Annotated in this window: 15 protein-coding genes and 2 pseudogenes; 6 read left to right on the plus strand and 11 right to left on the minus strand. The window is 65.2% G+C overall.

What is annotated here, in order from left to right:
• Positions 1-132 precede the first annotated feature (132 nt).
• The 6 genes from ROV93_RS10145 to ROV93_RS10170 all read right to left on the minus strand — a co-directional run bounded on the left by ROV93_RS10145 (position 133) and on the right by ROV93_RS10170 (position 4,082).
• Complete coding sequence (locus ROV93_RS10145; protein ID WP_005415040.1) at positions 133-693, minus strand: queuosine precursor transporter; 561 nt, start codon at positions 691-693, stop codon at positions 133-135.
• Between the two features lie 76 nt (positions 694-769).
• Positions 770-1,282 carry a hypothetical protein gene (locus tag ROV93_RS10150; RefSeq protein ID WP_072169048.1) on the minus strand — a complete coding sequence of 171 codons (513 nt, stop codon included), beginning with the start codon at positions 1,280-1,282 and terminating at the stop codon, positions 770-772.
• A 32-nt stretch (positions 1,283-1,314) separates the two neighbouring features.
• Positions 1,315-1,818, minus strand: a complete 504-nt coding sequence (locus ROV93_RS10155) for a hypothetical protein (RefSeq protein ID WP_312539605.1) — start codon at positions 1,816-1,818, stop codon at positions 1,315-1,317.
• Positions 1,819-1,837: 19 nt separating this feature from the next.
• Positions 1,838-2,689: a DUF2145 domain-containing protein gene (locus ROV93_RS10160; RefSeq protein ID WP_072169050.1), complete on the minus strand. Its 852-nt coding sequence runs from the start codon at positions 2,687-2,689 to the stop codon at positions 1,838-1,840.
• Positions 2,690-2,737: 48 nt separating this feature from the next.
• The gene (locus ROV93_RS10165; protein WP_005415044.1) at positions 2,738-2,968 is read right to left on the minus strand and encodes a hypothetical protein; all 231 of its coding nucleotides are present in this window, start codon (positions 2,966-2,968) and stop codon (positions 2,738-2,740) included.
• A gap of 154 nt (positions 2,969-3,122) precedes the next feature.
• Complete coding sequence (locus tag ROV93_RS10170; protein WP_072169051.1) at positions 3,123-4,082, minus strand: mitochondrial fission ELM1 family protein; 960 nt, start codon at positions 4,080-4,082, stop codon at positions 3,123-3,125.
• Positions 4,083-4,208: 126 nt separating this feature from the next.
• Between ROV93_RS10170 and ROV93_RS10175 the strand changes: the two genes are divergently transcribed.
• Positions 4,209-4,799 (plus strand): malonic semialdehyde reductase, encoded by a 591-nt coding sequence (locus ROV93_RS10175; RefSeq protein WP_005415046.1) that lies wholly within the window; start codon positions 4,209-4,211, stop codon positions 4,797-4,799.
• Between the two features lie 86 nt (positions 4,800-4,885).
• Entirely contained in the window at positions 4,886-5,584 is a 699-nt protein-coding gene (locus tag ROV93_RS10180) for a YceI family protein (RefSeq protein WP_072169052.1), read from the plus strand.
• Between the two features lie 241 nt (positions 5,585-5,825).
• Here ROV93_RS10180 and ROV93_RS10185 read toward each other — a convergent pair whose 3' ends face one another.
• A complete protein-coding gene (locus ROV93_RS10185) occupies positions 5,826-6,227 on the minus strand; it encodes a hypothetical protein (RefSeq protein ID WP_312539613.1) in 402 nt (133 codons plus the stop codon).
• A gap of 197 nt (positions 6,228-6,424) precedes the next feature.
• On the opposite strand from ROV93_RS10185, the pseudogene ROV93_RS10190 reads away from it, so the two are divergent.
• Positions 6,425-6,751 (plus strand): annotated as a pseudogene (locus ROV93_RS10190) (hypothetical protein); the annotation flags it as partial.
• A gap of 251 nt (positions 6,752-7,002) precedes the next feature.
• Complete coding sequence (locus tag ROV93_RS10195; protein ID WP_269777539.1) at positions 7,003-7,917, plus strand: IS110 family transposase; 915 nt, start codon at positions 7,003-7,005, stop codon at positions 7,915-7,917.
• Positions 7,918-7,950: 33 nt separating this feature from the next.
• Here ROV93_RS10195 and ROV93_RS10200 read toward each other — a convergent pair.
• Positions 7,951-8,223 (minus strand): annotated as a pseudogene (locus ROV93_RS10200) (hypothetical protein); the annotation flags it as partial.
• A 197-nt stretch (positions 8,224-8,420) separates the two neighbouring features.
• Here ROV93_RS10200 and ROV93_RS10205 point away from each other — a divergent pair.
• Positions 8,421-8,822 (plus strand): hypothetical protein, encoded by a 402-nt coding sequence (locus ROV93_RS10205; protein ID WP_111201276.1) that lies wholly within the window; start codon positions 8,421-8,423, stop codon positions 8,820-8,822.
• 61 nt (positions 8,823-8,883) lie between these two features.
• Here ROV93_RS10205 and ROV93_RS10210 read toward each other — a convergent pair whose 3' ends face one another.
• Together ROV93_RS10210 and ROV93_RS10215 are read right to left on the minus strand one after the other, a co-directional pair.
• A complete protein-coding gene (locus ROV93_RS10210; RefSeq protein ID WP_072167691.1) occupies positions 8,884-9,681 on the minus strand; it encodes a siderophore-interacting protein in 798 nt (265 codons plus the stop codon).
• Between the two features lie 60 nt (positions 9,682-9,741).
• Entirely contained in the window at positions 9,742-10,302 is a 561-nt protein-coding gene (locus ROV93_RS10215; protein WP_072167692.1) for a PadR family transcriptional regulator, read from the minus strand.
• A gap of 545 nt (positions 10,303-10,847) precedes the next feature.
• Here ROV93_RS10215 and aceE point away from each other — a divergent pair.
• Positions 10,848-13,535 carry a pyruvate dehydrogenase (acetyl-transferring), homodimeric type gene (gene aceE, locus ROV93_RS10220; protein ID WP_012478970.1) on the plus strand — a complete coding sequence of 896 codons (2,688 nt, stop codon included), beginning with the start codon at positions 10,848-10,850 and terminating at the stop codon, positions 13,533-13,535.
• A 135-nt stretch (positions 13,536-13,670) separates the two neighbouring features.
• Here aceE and ROV93_RS10225 read toward each other — a convergent pair whose 3' ends face one another.
• Positions 13,671-14,849 carry a hypothetical protein gene (locus tag ROV93_RS10225; RefSeq protein WP_141653575.1) on the minus strand — a complete coding sequence of 393 codons (1,179 nt, stop codon included), beginning with the start codon at positions 14,847-14,849 and terminating at the stop codon, positions 13,671-13,673.
• Positions 14,850-14,852 lie beyond the last annotated feature (3 nt).

Consider the following 14,852-nt stretch of genomic DNA (forward strand, 5'->3'; position numbering starts at 1 on the left):
TTGGTAGGTGCCAACCGTTGGTCGGCACAATCTGTCAGCGGTGATGAACTCTGATGGAGCGTGCCGACCAAGGGTCGGCACCTACCGTGCTCATGTGCCATCCAAGGTCGGCACCTACCAGAGCATGTGCGGTCAGCTGGTCGCGCGCAGCGGCGCCATCTTCCACAGCAGCGCGCGGAACGGGGCCAGCAGGCACACGCCGATCGCCAGCTTCACTGCCAGGTCGCCGGCTGCCCAGCTCACCCACGGCAGGGTGGAACCGGCAAACGCGATCGACCAGAAAATGGTGGTATCCACCGTCGCACTGCAGGTCGTGGCCACCATCGGTGCGCGCCACCAGCTGCCACGGCGCAGGCGGTCGAACACGGTGATGTCCAGCAACTGCGCCACGATGAAGGCCGAGCACGAGGCAACGGCGATGCGCGGCGTGGCCACCCAGATCGACAGCAGCACCGCCACCGCGAAGCCGATCCACGCTACGCGGCGCGCCGGGCCCGGGCCGAAGCGGCGGTTGATCAGGTTGCTGACCAGGAACGCGACCGGATAACTGAAGGCACCCCAGGTCAGCCAGTCGTTGATCGGGTACTGCACCAGCACGTTGGACAGCAGCACCACCGCGCCCATCGCCAATACCGCCAGCACCAGGGCGCGGGCGGTCAGCGGGGCAAACACAGGGGCAGGACGCACGGACATCGCGAGCCAGGGGGGACAAAGGGGATTGCCCATTATCCGCTCGGCCCGCGGCAAAGCCAAAACCGCTTGTTCAGCTTTACAACGCTTCGCTCATCACATCGCCCGCGGCGTAGGCGGTGGGGACGTAGGCCAGCGCCTGGCCCTGTGCGCTCTTCACGGTCCAGCCGGCACCGGCCTCGGTGGGGTCGAAATGCACCTGCTGGCCGACCACGAAGGCCGCCGTCTGGTCTTCATGCACGCGCGCCGGCCAGCGCAGGGTGGCGGTCTGATCGGCCTTGTCGGGCACCTGCAGCTGCACCTGGCGCTCGCCCGCCGCCGTGGTCTCCACCTTTTTCACTTCCATCGGTGGCAGCGGCACCGCCTTGGTGCGGGCAACCCTGCCATTGCGTTCGCTGGCCTTGAACGGCGCTTTCGACAGTTCGGACAGGCCCGCCGACGCAGCGAGCGGCACCGAGACCACGATCAGCGAGGTGATCAGCACGCTGGCCTCGCTGCTGTTCAACTCCGGCGCGGCGCCGGCATGGACGGTGGGCACCAGCAGCGCGGAGAGCAGCAGGGCAGAAGCGGGAACGCGCAGGCAACGGAACATGGAGACCTCCTGGTCAGCGTGGGGACGGCGGCTCAGCGCCGGGTATCGAAGATGTCGCGCGGGCCGGTGGCTTCGGGCAGGTATTCCAGCGGGCGGCCCTGGTTGTCCTTCAGCTGCCAGCCCTGGTCGTTGCCGGTCGGCTCGAAATTCACGGTCTGGCCCACGGTGAACTGCACGGCCGGGCCGCCGATGCCGCGCGGATACTGCATCGATGCGGTGTTCTGCGGATCGTTGGCATCACGCAGCAGCACTTCGCGGCGGCCATCGACGGTGGTGGCGATCGCACTCACCTCCATCTGCGGCAGCTTGATCTGCTGCGGGCGGGCCAGCGGCCGGCCGGCGTCGGCCGCGTCCTGGGCTTCCTTCGCTGCTGCGGCGCGGGCCGAGGCCACCATCTGCGTGGACATTTCCAGGCTCGGTCCCTGCGGACCCGGGTCATGGATGATCACGATACGGCGTTCGGCGTGGGCGGCCGTCGACCAGGCCAGGCCGGTGACGATCACCATCGACAACACAGAGGCAAGCAGCGGACGCATATCGTTCTCCTAGCGGAATTCAGGGGGCGGCGGCAGTGGCACCGGCCACCGGCACGTGGGGGATCACCAGTTCCTGCTGCAGCTGGCTGCGCTGGTGCAGGAAGTCGAACACCGATTCCACCGTCACCACCGAATAGTTGCCGGAGATGCGTTCGCCGGCCGGATGGTCGGTGGTGGTGGCGTTGGCCACGAACAGGCGCGCACCCACGCGCTTGCCGAGGCCGATATGCAGCACGCTGGGCTGGTACTTCTGCTGGTGCAGCCACTGCTGTGCCTGTTCGCGCTTGACGATGGCCGGCGCGCCTTCGGCCTGCGCCATCGCCGCCGCCAGCACTTCCAGCACCCACTGGTTGGAGTTCTGGTAGTCGGTGGCGAACGGGTAGGCGACCACGTTGTACTTCGCTTCGTGCAGCGCCTTGGGCTGGATCGAGGGCGGCACCAGCATCGCGCGCAGCGCTGCACGCAAGGGGGCCGACGGCACGCCGATGCGCAGGTCGGTATGGCCGCCGCTCTCGCCGACGAAGTTGCCGAGGCCCTCGTGGTACAGCTGCGAGCGGTCGGTCTTGCAGCGGTTGAGCAGGTGCATCGCGCGCCAGCGGCCGTCGTCCTCGCGCAGCAGGAAGGCCAGGTGGCTGTGGCGCAGGCCATAGCGGCTCAGGTCCTGGCCACCGCGCGCGGCCACCACCACGTCCACATCGGGCAGCGCGTCCAGGCGTTCGGCGGTGGTCCAGGCGACATCCAGCATCGCCGCCTGCGACGCCACGCTCGGGTAGCGCTCGCGGCAGGCGGTGCTGTCGGCCCAGGCCGGTGCGGTCGCCAGCAGGCTGGCGATCAGCAGCGCGGCGCGGCGCAGGCGGGAAAAACGATCCATGTCGGTACCTTCAACGGCGGGCAGGCCCGCGCGCCGATCATACGCTGCTCAGCGCAGCGGGCGATCCACGCCCTTGCGCTGGAGTTCCCTGTCGCAGGCATCGCTGATCGGGGCGATCGGCAGCGGCGGGCGCTCGCCCGTCTTCGGATCGCGCAGCGCCGGCTGTTCGCGGTACGCATCCAGCTGCTGCTGGCATTGATAGGAGATCGGGTCCAGCTCGGTGGGCGCGGTCGAACACGCGGCGAGCAGGGCCAGGGGCAGCAGGAGCAGGGTACGCATGAAGGCATTCGGTCCGGTGGGGGACACCGGACTCTAACGGTATGGGCGGATTGAAATGTTCAGAAATCGCTGCGCACCCCGGTAGTGCCGGCCGCTGGCCGGCATCGGCAGGGTGTCCGGTAATGCGCACAGCGTTGCCGGCCAGCGGCCGGCACTACCCCAAGGCCAGGCGCTGCTTTACTTCCGCCGCCACGCGCGCGGTTTCGCGCAATGGCTCGATGCGGTCGTACTGCCAGTCCAGCCAGTGCGGCTGCAAGCGCCCGCGTTCGCGCAGCTGCTGCTGGAACCGGGCCAGCCGGCCCTGCGCGGTATCGGCCAGCGCCACCATTACCGGCATGCGCGTGGCGCAGGCTTCAGAGAGCAGGTTCACCGAATCGGGCGAGACCACCACGCGGTTGGCCCAGCCGAGCAGGCCGCCATAGGGATTGGTACCGTCGCCACCATCGCCCCAGATCACGTGCGGCAGGTCGGCGAACTTCGCGCGCAGGATCTCGGCCAGGGCTGGCGGCGTGCGTCGCGAGGTGGTGGCCAGCAGGCTGCCGCCTTCGCTGCGGATCTGCTCGGCCAGCGCCTGGAACACACCGACCATCGCCGTCTCGTCCCACGGCGCCAGCGGCGTCGGCCCGCCCACCAGCAGTGCGGTGCGCGGACCGGGCAGGGTGCTGAAGCCGGCGAACGCGGCGCGGCCCCAGGCCAGCCAGTCGTCGTCCACCGGGTTGAGGCTGCCGAGCAGGGTCAGCACATTGCTGCCGCGCAGGGCGTCGTGTTCCGGCACCACCACCACGTCCCAATGGCGGGCGCCGATGCGCGGGTCGAGGATCTGCACCACCTGGCTGCCGCGTGCACGCAGCACGCGCAGGGCACCGGCCGCCTGGCGACCACAGCCGATCGCCAGTGCCGGCGCCTCAGCCGCCAGCGTCGCCAAGGCCTCGCCGTAGCCATTCACATCGCCGGGCAGGCGGCGCGGCGACAGCCAGCGCCAGGGTGCGCGCGGTTGCAGGAGCAGCGGTCGGTGGGTGCCCTGGCGCAGTGCCGAGGCCAGCGCGACCGCTTGGCGGACATTGCCCGCACGGCCGTCAGTGACCGTCCATGGCGCGCTCGATCGTTTCACCATTGGCATTAATTCGTTTCAGCCCTGCTGGGTGTTGCAACAGTCGCGACACTCTACACTGCGGCTCGTCGTTTCGCCCCGCGCCGCCCGCGGGCACTGACTTCCTTTCGCCGCCCTGGAGATCCACCGATGTCCCACGCGCTCGACGCCGCCGCCCTTGATCAGCTGTTCCGTACGGCCCGCACCCAGAACGCCTTCCTCGACAAGCCGGTCCCCGAGAGCCTGCTGAAGGAACTGTACGACTTGGTGAAGTGGGGCCCCACCGCGGCCAACACCACGCCGGCCCGCTTCGTCTTCGTCACCTCGAAGGAGGCCAAGGACAAGCTGGCCCCGGCGCTGTCCGAAGGCAACCTGGCCAAGACCATGGCTGCGCCGGTCACCGTCATCATCGGTTTCGACCTGGACTTCCACGAGAAGCTGCCGTACCTGTTCCCGCACACCGATGCCAAGGCCTGGTTCGATGGCCCGCAGGAAGGCCGCCACGAAGCCGCCATCCGCAACGGCAGCCTGCAGGGTGCCTACCTGATCCTGGCTGCGCGCGCGCTGGGCCTGGATGCCGGCCCGATGTCCGGCTTCGACCCGGCCAAGGTCGACGAAGCCTTCTTCGCCGGCACCTCCATCAAGTCGAATTTCCTGGTCAACCTGGGTTACGGTGATCCGGCGGGCCTGTTCCCGCGCCTGCCGCGCCTGTCGTTCGACGAAGCGGCGCGCATCGCGTAAGTCGCTGTATCGGTTTCGGGCCCGCCGTCCCGCGGCGGGCTCTTGCTGCACCGTGTACCCACCCTACGATCCGGAGAGTTCCTCAGATGAGCGCCACCCGTAAACTGCTGCTGCCGCTGGCCCTGACCCTGGCCATCGCCGCCTGCTCCAAGCCGGCCGATACCGCTGCCCCGGCGGCCGATGCCGCCGCCCCGGCGACCACCGAGCAGGCTGCCACCCCGGCCGCTGATGCCGCGCCGGCCGCCGAAGCGATCAAGATCGCCTCGGGCACCTACAAGCTGGACCCGAGCCACACCGACGTACTGGCGCAGTGGAGCCACTTCGGCTTCTCCAACCCCAGCGCGCACTTCGGCAACGTCGAAGGCACCCTGGTGTACAACGCCGAAGACGTGACCAAGTCCACCGTGGAAGTGAAGCTGCCGCTGAGCGGCCTGAACAGCTTCACCGCCAAGTTCGACGAGCACCTGAAGAGCGCCGACTTCTTCGACGCCGCCAAGTTCGCCGATGCCACCTTCAAGAGCACCAAGGTGGAAGCGGCCGGCACCAACAAGCTGACCGTCACCGGCGACCTGACCATCAAGGGCATCACCAAGCCGGTCACCCTGGACGTCACCGTCAACGGCGGCGGCGAGCACCCGATGGCCAAGGTTCCGGCCGCCGGCTTCGATGCCACCACCACCCTGAAGCGCAGCGATTTCGGCGTCGGCGCCTATGCCCCGAACGTCAGCGATGAAGTGAAGATCCGCATCACCACCGAAGCCACCGGCGAAAAGCCGGCGGCCTGATGCACCCCACTCACTCGTCGTGAGAAGGCAGAAGGCCCGCTGAAAAGCGGGCCTTCTTTTTGGGTGCCGGTAGAGCCGGCCGCTGGCCGGCTGCATGCGAGGTGCCCGATGCCGATGGGGTTGCCGGCCAGCGGCCGGCACTACCCGGTAGATGCCAACCGGCATCTGGTGGGTGCGGATCTGCATCTGGTGGGTGTCAACCTGCATTTGGTGGGTGCGGACCGTTGGTCCGCACGATCCCTCAGCGCAACGCGCCCAGCCACGCCCCACATGCTTCGCTCGGGCTCTGCTTGGCCTTCACCGTCATCCCGCTCACCCGCACGAACGTCTGCGCCGCCTGCGCCACGCTCTGGCGGGCGATCAGCGCCGCCTGCTTGGTGGCAGCCTGCTGCTTGCGCAGCTGCACGATGTTGATCGAAGGCCGACCCACCGGCGCGTACTTCTGGTCGCGGCGCAGCACGTCGGCCACCTGCGCCACTTCGAATTCGGCCTGCAGGTAGCGGTGCTGTGCTTCCACCAGCTCGCGCAGCGGCGCGCGCAGTGCAGCGGTGTCGGCGAAGGCGGCCAGGGCCGCGTCGCAGGCAGCGTCATCAGCGAAACGGGCGCGCAGCGCATCCACGCTGGCCAGGGTCAGTTTGGCCATGTGGGCCTCGTTGCTGCAGGAAAGGAGCGCGATTGTCGCATTGCTTGCCGGCGGATGCGTTGAACCGGGCGATGGAATACCTGTAGAGCCGAGCCCACGCTCGGCTCATCGCGCGCAGCGCGAGGGTTTTCCGATGGCGGAACGACGAGCAGCCGAGCATGGGCTCGGCTCCACAATGGCCCGCTGTATCACCCACGGAAGTGCGCGAAGGTCTGCTGTGCGGCATGGTAGAAGACACGCTGGTGGAACGGGCCGGTACCCTCGGCCTGGAACCGAAAGTGGTGCGCGAGGCGCTGACCATGCACGTGGATGAGCTGCTGCACACCCGTGGCGTGCTGCGGCTGGTGAAGGCGCAGATCAACGGCATGATGCCCGGTGTGTATTTCGGGCTGCTGTTGCCGTTGTTGATCATCGCGCTGCTGGTGGCGCTGGAGATCTGGGCCGCGCAGCGGTTCGGGTGGACGCGGCAGGCGGCGCCCAGTGCTCCTGTAGAGCCGAGCCCACGCTCGGCTCATCGCGCGTAACGCGAGGGTGGAGCGAAAAGCAGCCGAGCGTGGGCTCGGCTCTTATCTCTTCCGACTCTGGCACCTTAGGTGCCGAGAGCCCGGCGCGGACGACCGTTCGGCTCTAGGTCTTTTCGATCGCTCTGTAGCAAGGATCTCCGCGCCGGTTTCTCCCTGATCCGCCCGAACAGTTGATCGAGCTGGCACTCGTACTGATAAGACTGGGCAAGCGGGGGGAGCTCTCGACCCTGTCAGCCTAGCGGAGTTGCCCCATGTTTGGGATCGGGATCGATGTCAGCGGTGAGAATCTGGATGTGGCCGTCCATGAACAGGCCTTCCGTCAGTTCAAGAACAACAAGCGGGGCTGGGCCAGTCTGATCAGATGGCTGCAGCGGTGGCCAGCCAAGCAGGTCGTGCTGGAGGCCAGCGGCGGCTATGAACAGAAGGCGCTGGACGCCTTGCACGAAGCTGGCTTGCCGATGGTGCGGATCAACCCGGGCCGTGGCCGCAGTTTCGCCTCAGCCACCGGGAAGCAGGCCAAGACCGATCGCATCGATGCCATGGTTCTGGCTCACATGGCCGACGTTCTCAAGCTGACCCGTTACGTCCCGCCAGCAGCCTGGCAACGCCGTCTGGGTGAGCTCTGCCAGCGTCGGCGCCATCTGGTGCAGATGCGGGTGAGCGAGCATCAGCGCATGCGTGCGTTCAGCGAACCAAGCCTGATTTCCATGCTGAATCAGCATCTGCGTGAGATCCAGAAAACCATCAAGCAGCTCGATACCACCATCGCAGCGCTCTTGGCTGAGCAGGAAGGATGGCATGACTTTGCCAAGCTCAAAGGCGCTGGCCCGGTGCTGATGGCAACCCTGGCCTGCGAGCTGCCGGAGCTGGGAAGACTAAGTGGGAAAGCCATCGCGGCCTTGGTAGGGGTTGCCCCCATGAACCGGGAAAGCGGCAACTGGAAAGGACGACGGAGCATCACCGGCGGCCGGGCCGTTGTACGCGAAGCGCTCTACATGGCAGCGCTGACCGCCAAACGCTATGAGCCCCGGCTCAAGGAATTCTTTGAATCCCTCGTCAACCAAGGCAAGCCGGGCAAGGTGGCCCTGGTCGCGGTGATGCGCAAGATGCTGGTGATCCTCAACGCCCGCAAGCGTGACGCGGAGGCCCAGATGGCCTCCGCCTGACAAGACAGTTGCTACAGGAGCACTGGGCGCCGCCTGCCGCGTCCACCCGAACCGCTTCGCGGCCCATATCTCCAGCGCCAACAGCAGGGCGATGATCAGCACCGGCAACAGCAGCCCGAAGTACACGCCGGGCATCATGCCGTTGATCTGCGCCTTCACCAGCCGCAGCACGCCACGGGTGTGCAGCAGCTCATCCACGTGCATGGTCAGCGCCTCGCGCACCACTTTCGGTTCCAGGCCGAGGGTACCGGCCCGTTCCACCAGCGTGTCTTCTACCATGCCGCACAGCAGACCTTCGCGCACTTCCGTGGGTGATACAGCGGGCCATTGTGGAGCCGAGCCCATGCTCGGCTGCTCGTCGTTCCGCCATCGGAAAACCCTCGCGCTGCGCGCGATGAGCCGAGCGTGGGCTCGGCTCTACAGGTATTCCATCGCCCGGTTCAACGCATCCGCCGGCAAGCAATGCGACAATCGCGCTCCTTTCCTGCAGCAACGAGGCCCACATGGCCAAACTGACCCTGGCCAGCGTGGATGCGCTGCGCGCCCGTTTCGCTGATGACGCTGCCTGCGACGCGGCCCTGGCCGCCTTCGCCGACACCGCTGCACTGCGCGCGCCGCTGCGCGAGCTGGTGGAAGCACAGCACCGCTACCTGCAGGCCGAATTCGAAGTGGCGCAGGTGGCCGACGTGCTGCGCCGCGACCAGAAGTACGCGCCGGTGGGTCGGCCTTCGATCAACATCGTGCAGCTGCGCAAGCAGCAGGCTGCCACCAAGCAGGCGGCGCTGATCGCCCGCCAGAGGGTGGCGCAGGCGGCGCAGACGTTCGTGCGCGTGAGCGGGATGACGGTGAAGGCCAAGCAGAGCCCGAGCGAAGCGTGCGTGGCATGGTTGGGCGCGTTGCGCTGAGGGATCGTGCGGACCAACGGTCCGCACCCACCAAGCAGGGTCCGCACCCACCGCCTTTTGATCAATCGCCGTCGGTTTCGTCCGGGTGGGCCTTCCAGTAGCCGGTGGAACGAATCCAGTCGCGTGGCACACCCAGGTGGCCTTCGATGAACTTGCGCATCATCCGTGCGCGGCGAGATTCGGTGGCGATCCAGTAGAAGACATCGCCGTCCGGGGCCTCGAAGTCGGTCAGCATGTCTTCCAGCAGCGTACTGCTGGCCGCCGGGAAGCCGTTGCGCTCCAGCCAGTGGATGCGCACGTTCTCGTACTGCGGCAGGTCCTGGCGCTCGGCCTCGTCGCGCACTTCGATGAAGGCCTGCACCTCGGCACTGTCCGGCAGCATGTCCAGCCAACGGGCGATGGCCGGCAGTGCGGTTTCATCGCCGATCAGCACGTAGGCGTCGTAGGTGTCGGCCACCACGAACGAGCCGCGCGGGCCGCCGATCACCAGCATGTCGCCCGGCTGTGCGCGTTCGGCCCACGGCCCGGCCACGCCCTGGTCGTGCAGCACGAAGTCGATGGCCAGCTCGCCGCGCTCGTGGTCCCACCAGCGCGGGGTGTAGTCACGGGCCGGCGAAGGCGCCTTGCCGGCCGGGTAGCTGCGGCCTTCGGCGGTCAGCACCGGCAGCACCATCTCGCCCGCAGCGTTGGGGAAGAACAGCTTGATGTGGTCGTCGGCGCCGGGCGAATCGAAGCCGGCCAGGTCGTCGCCACCCAGCACGATGCGGCGCATGTGCGGGGTGACCTCTTCGGTGCGCAGCACGGTCAGTTCACGGAAGCGCACATCCAGGCGCAGGCGCGTGTTGTTGTGTTCGGTCATGGGGGTTACCTGTAAAGGTGTCGCGCGGGGGCGCGCGGCGTAGGGGCGACCTGGCTGGATTCAGTCTGGCTGGGTCGTTGAAATCGGTGGTTGCTCGCTACCGGCCGTACCGTTGAGCAGGGCCGAGGCCCGCGTCAGCAGCGCCGCCACTTCGTCCGCCTCGCCCTCGGCCCAGCGGCCGTGGTGATGCACCAGCGCCCGCTTGAACTCGCGCAGGGCAGTGGCCAGCGGCGGCGGCAGCGAGGCCTTGGTGATCTCGCGGGCACGGTCGAAGGCACGTCGCTGCGCCAGGCGTACCTGGGTGCGCTGCACCTTCAGCTCGAACTCACCGGCAGCGGTGATGCGGAAGATCCGCTTGCCATCCACTTCCTCGGCCTCGATCCAGCCGGCCTGCTCGAAGCTGGCCAGCAGCGGGTACATGGTGCCGGCGCTGGGCGTGTAGGCCTGCATGAACTGGTTGCTGATCAGCTGCATCAGCTCGTAGCCATGGCGCGGCTGCTCGCCGATCAGGGCCAGCACCAGCAGGCGCAGGTCGCCGCGGCTGAGCACCCGCGGCTGGCCATTGCGACGTGGCACCGCTGAATCGGTGGAACGGGCTCTGGGAGAGGGGCTTCGGCTCATTTCGATATATCGGTAAACGAGTGTGCAAACGATATATCGATATGTCGAAAGCGACAACATCCGATCCGGCCACAAGCAGGTGCAATTTGGGCCACGGACCTTCGTGCGCACAGCAAAAGGGGCGCCCCCTGCGAGGCGCCCCGGCGATGCTGTGGAAGGGAGCAGGGCCATCGGGCCCATCACTCGCGACCCACCCTGGGCCCGCGACTGGCAGCGATCCAGAGGCAGGTGCGACATGTTGTCGCCGGTTCAGAACCGCTGCCCGGCGCCCACCTACGGCGGTGCCGGAGTTGCCCTACAACCGTCATCGGCAGCGGTAACACTGCGTCCTGCACATGGGCGCAGCGGCCCGCAAGCGACAGCCCGCGCCGCCGCCAAGGCCCGCCGCAGGGCCATCAGCGGGCCCGGCAAGCCCCTTGCGGACACTGGCCGGTTGCATCCATACGCCAGCGTAGCCAAGTGACGAAAGCCCTTGGTGCGCTACACTTTGCGGTCTAGAAATCTATACAACAGTCGCGCGCGTGCGTGCGGTTATGGGAGCGCTAATGAACTGGTTGAACGAGGTGCTGAACAACGACCCGAATCCTGTGGAAACCCAGGAGTGGATCGAGTCGTTGAAGGCCGTTATTGATGTCGAGGGCTCCGAGCGCGCGCATCAGCTGCTGGAAGGCATGGTGGAACTGACCCGTCGTTCGGGCGCCTACCTGCCGTTCTCTCCCACCACCGAATACGTCAATACCATCGAACCGCAGTTCGAGGCCAAGAGCCCGGGCAATGCCGAGCTGGAATGGCGCATCCGTTCCATCATCCGCTGGAACGCGATGGCCACGGTGGTGCGCGCCAACCGCAAGCCGGGTGACCTGGGCGGCCACATCGCCTCGTTCGCCTCCGGCGCCACCCTGTACGACGTGGGCTTCAACCACTTCTGGCGCGCCCCGAGCGAAAACCACCCGGGCGACCTGCTGTTCATCCAGGGCCACAGCGCCCCGGGCATCTACGCGCGTTCCTTCCTGGAAGGCCGCATCAGCGAAGAGCAGCTGGACAAGTTCCGCATGGAAGTGGATGGCGGTGGCCTGTCCTCGTACCCGCACCCGTGGCTGATGCCGGACTACTGGCAGACCCCGACCGTGTCGATGGGCCTGGGCCCGCTGGCCGCCATCTACCAGGCGCAGTTCATGCGCTACCTGGAAAACCGTGGCCTGATCGAGAAGTCCGACCGCAAGGTGTGGTGCTTCATCGGCGACGGCGAGAGCGACGAGCCGGAAACCCTGGGTGCCATCGCGCTGGCCGGCCGTGAAGGCCTGGACAACCTGATCTTCGTGGTGAACTGCAACCTGCAGCGCCTGGACGGCCCGGTGCGCGGCAACGGCAAGATCATCCAGGAACTGGAAGGCGTGTTCCGTGGCGGCGGCTGGAACGTGATCAAGCTGCTGTGGGGCGGTTATTGGGATGCCCTGCTGGCCAAGGACACCAACGGCGTCCTGAAGAAGCTGATGATGGAAACCGTCGACGGCGAATACCAGAACTGCAAGGCCTTCGGCGGCGCGTATACCCGCGAGCATTTCTTCGGCAAGTACCCGGAAACCGCTGCGATGGTCGCTGGCCTGAGCGACGACGACATCTGGCGCCTGAACCGTGGTGGCCACGACCCGCACAAGGTGTACGCCGCCTACCACCAGGCCGTGAACACCAAGGGCATGCCGACCGTCATCCTGGCCAAGACCGTGAAGGGTTACGGCATGGGCAGCGCCGGTGAGGCACTGAACCCGACCCACCAGACCAAGAAGCTGGACGACGAAGCGGTGCGCCACTTCCGCGACCGCTTCAACATTCCGGTGACCGACGCGCAGCTGGCCGATGGCCAGGTGCCGTTCTACCACCCGGGCCCGGATTCGCCGGAAGTGCAGTACCTGCAGGAACGCCGTGCCGCGCTGGGCGGTTACCTGCCGCAGCGCCGCCGCAAGGCCGACAAGACCTTCGTGGCGCCGAAGCTGGAAGCCTACGAGCGCCTGCTGAAGAGCAGCGGCGAGCGCAGCTACTCCACCACCATGGCCTTCGTGCAGAGCCTGAACATCACCCTGCGTGACAAGGAACTGGGCCCGCACATCGTGCCGATCGTGGCCGACGAAGCCCGTACCTTCGGCATGGAAGGCCTGTTCCGCCAGATCGGCATCTACGCGCCGTTCGGCCAGAAGTACAAGCCGGTCGACGCCGACCAGCTGATGTTCTACCGCGAAGACCAGAGCGGCCAGGTGCTGCAGCAGGGCATCAGCGAGCCGGGTGCGATCAGCTCGTGGATGGCCGCCGGTACCAGCTACTCGGTCAGCAATGTGCCGATGCTGCCGTTCTACATCTACTACTCGATGTTCGGCTTCCAGCGCGTGGGCGACATCGCCTGGCAGGCAGCGGACATGCGTACCCGCGGCTTCCTGCTGGGTGGCACCGCCGGCCGCACCACGCTGAACGGTGAAGGCCTGCAGCACGAAGATGGCTTCAGCCATCTGGTGGCCGGTGGCATCCCGAACGTGCGCAGCTACGACCCGACCTTCGGCTTCGAAGTGACGGTGATCCTGCAGCATGGCACCAAGCGCATGATGGAAGACCAGGTGGACGAGTATTACTACGTCACCCTGATGAACGAGAACTACACCCACCCGGAAATGCCGGAAGGCGCGGCCGAAGGCATCGTCAAGGGCATGTACCTGCTGACCGACGCCGGCAAGCCGAAGAAGGGCGAGCTGCGCGTGCAGCTGCTGGGTTCGGGCACCATCCTGCGCGAAGCCATTGCCGCGGCCGAGCTGCTGGACAAGGACTTCGGCGTGACCGCCGATATCTGGAGCTGCCCGAGCTTCAACGAACTGCGTCGCGATGGTTTCGACGTGGAACGTGCCAACCGCCTGCATCCGGAAGGTGAGCAGCGCAAGGCCTACGTGACCGAGCTGCTGGAAGGCCGCCAGGGCCCGGCGATTGCCGCCACCGACTACGTGCGTGCGTATGCGGACCAGATCCGTGCGTTCGTGCCGATGTCGTACACCGTGCTGGGTACCGATGGGTTTGGTCGCTCGGATACGCGTGCGAACCTGCGCCGGTTCTTTGAGGTTGACCGGTACTACATCGCGCATGCCGCGATTGCGGCGCTGGCGAAGGAAGGGAAGATGACCGCGAAGGATGTGGCCCGGGCGATCAAGCAGTACAAGATTGATCCGGAGAAGGCTAATCCTGTTGGGGTTTGACTGATGAATTAATTGGACAAAAAGAAGGCGGCCACATTGGCCGCCTTTTTTAAGGCCTCCCGAAGAAGTTCAACTGTTGTGAGGATGTCTTGGGCTCCGGGGGGTAGAATATAGTCTAGAAGGCCTTTGTACCCGCTAGCCCATAGCGATTCTATTCCAAGCTTCACGGTGTTCGAAGCTGATGGCTCTCTCGGTCTTCAATAGTGCGGCATACTCTGGAGCGAAGCTCGAAGGATCCGACAATAGGCGAAGGTAATAATAAAGGGATCGGTACACTCCATTAACTATTACCTGGCATCCGAAGCGTGCCTGGATTGAGGTTAACTCTTCCTCCAGTCCGGGCTTATCGCTGCTGATATGGGTGGTAAGAACATAGTAGCGATCGACGGATTTATCCATCACCTTGCGCTTTACATGCTCAATAATGGTGGAGTCAATAGGGATGTTGTGTTTAATCTCAAGGGCTTCAAAAATAGATCCATCGCTTCTTGCTATCTCAATATCCCCAATTGCGCCGGTTTGAGCGTCTGCCGCTGAATGTGATTCAAGAGGTCTGATGGACATGCCATGAAAGCGTTGCATCTCGCGCACCAGAACGGTGTAAATCGCGTGGAAGGCTAGGACTGGCAGTCTTGATGCGCCTTTGTTCTTGTATGTTTGAGAAAAGTGCTCCGTTAGCATGCGCACAATAGTGGCTATATCTCGCGTCTTTGGTTCGGCGATTATTATTCCTTTTTTGGCGCGTATTTGAATTTGCTTGTAAATCAGAAATCGTAGCGCTTCAAATGGATCGCAATCTCCGGATTCTAGCTCGTCGTATATTTCAAGAAAGCTAGTCTTGATGGTTCCAATGTTTTCGTCATACGAAAGAAAATATGGCTTTGGGCGCTCGAATGTGCGCGTCTGCCATCCCGACTTGGCGCCATTAAACTCATTCTTGGATAGCCATGGGTAAATGTTCTTCTCGGATACGCCCCGAAAATTGAATCCCGCTGGTCGATTGGTCTGATTCTGAATCTGAACTTGATGGTAGCGGACATCAATTTCCGGGCGCGCTGTCTTTATGCTAATGGCCGTCACGATGTTGGTGAAAGCGGTGGTGGAAGTCTCGGATTTTGCGGAGAGGTTCTCTATCGCAGACTTGAGTCGTGGGCTGAGTTTGAAATTTACTTCCTCGCCCTTTGCGTAATCATCTTCCGCATATGAAAGCGCCAGCTGTAAGCAGTTCAGAACCTGCTCCCCGATTCGTCCTTCCGCTTCCGTTCCGTAAACGGAAGCTAGATCCTTACACTCAGATTCTGGTGGTCGATTCATTTC

Source organism: Stenotrophomonas maltophilia group sp. msm4 (assembly GCF_032025605.1).
Lineage (GTDB): Bacteria > Pseudomonadota > Gammaproteobacteria > Xanthomonadales > Xanthomonadaceae > Stenotrophomonas > Stenotrophomonas sepilia.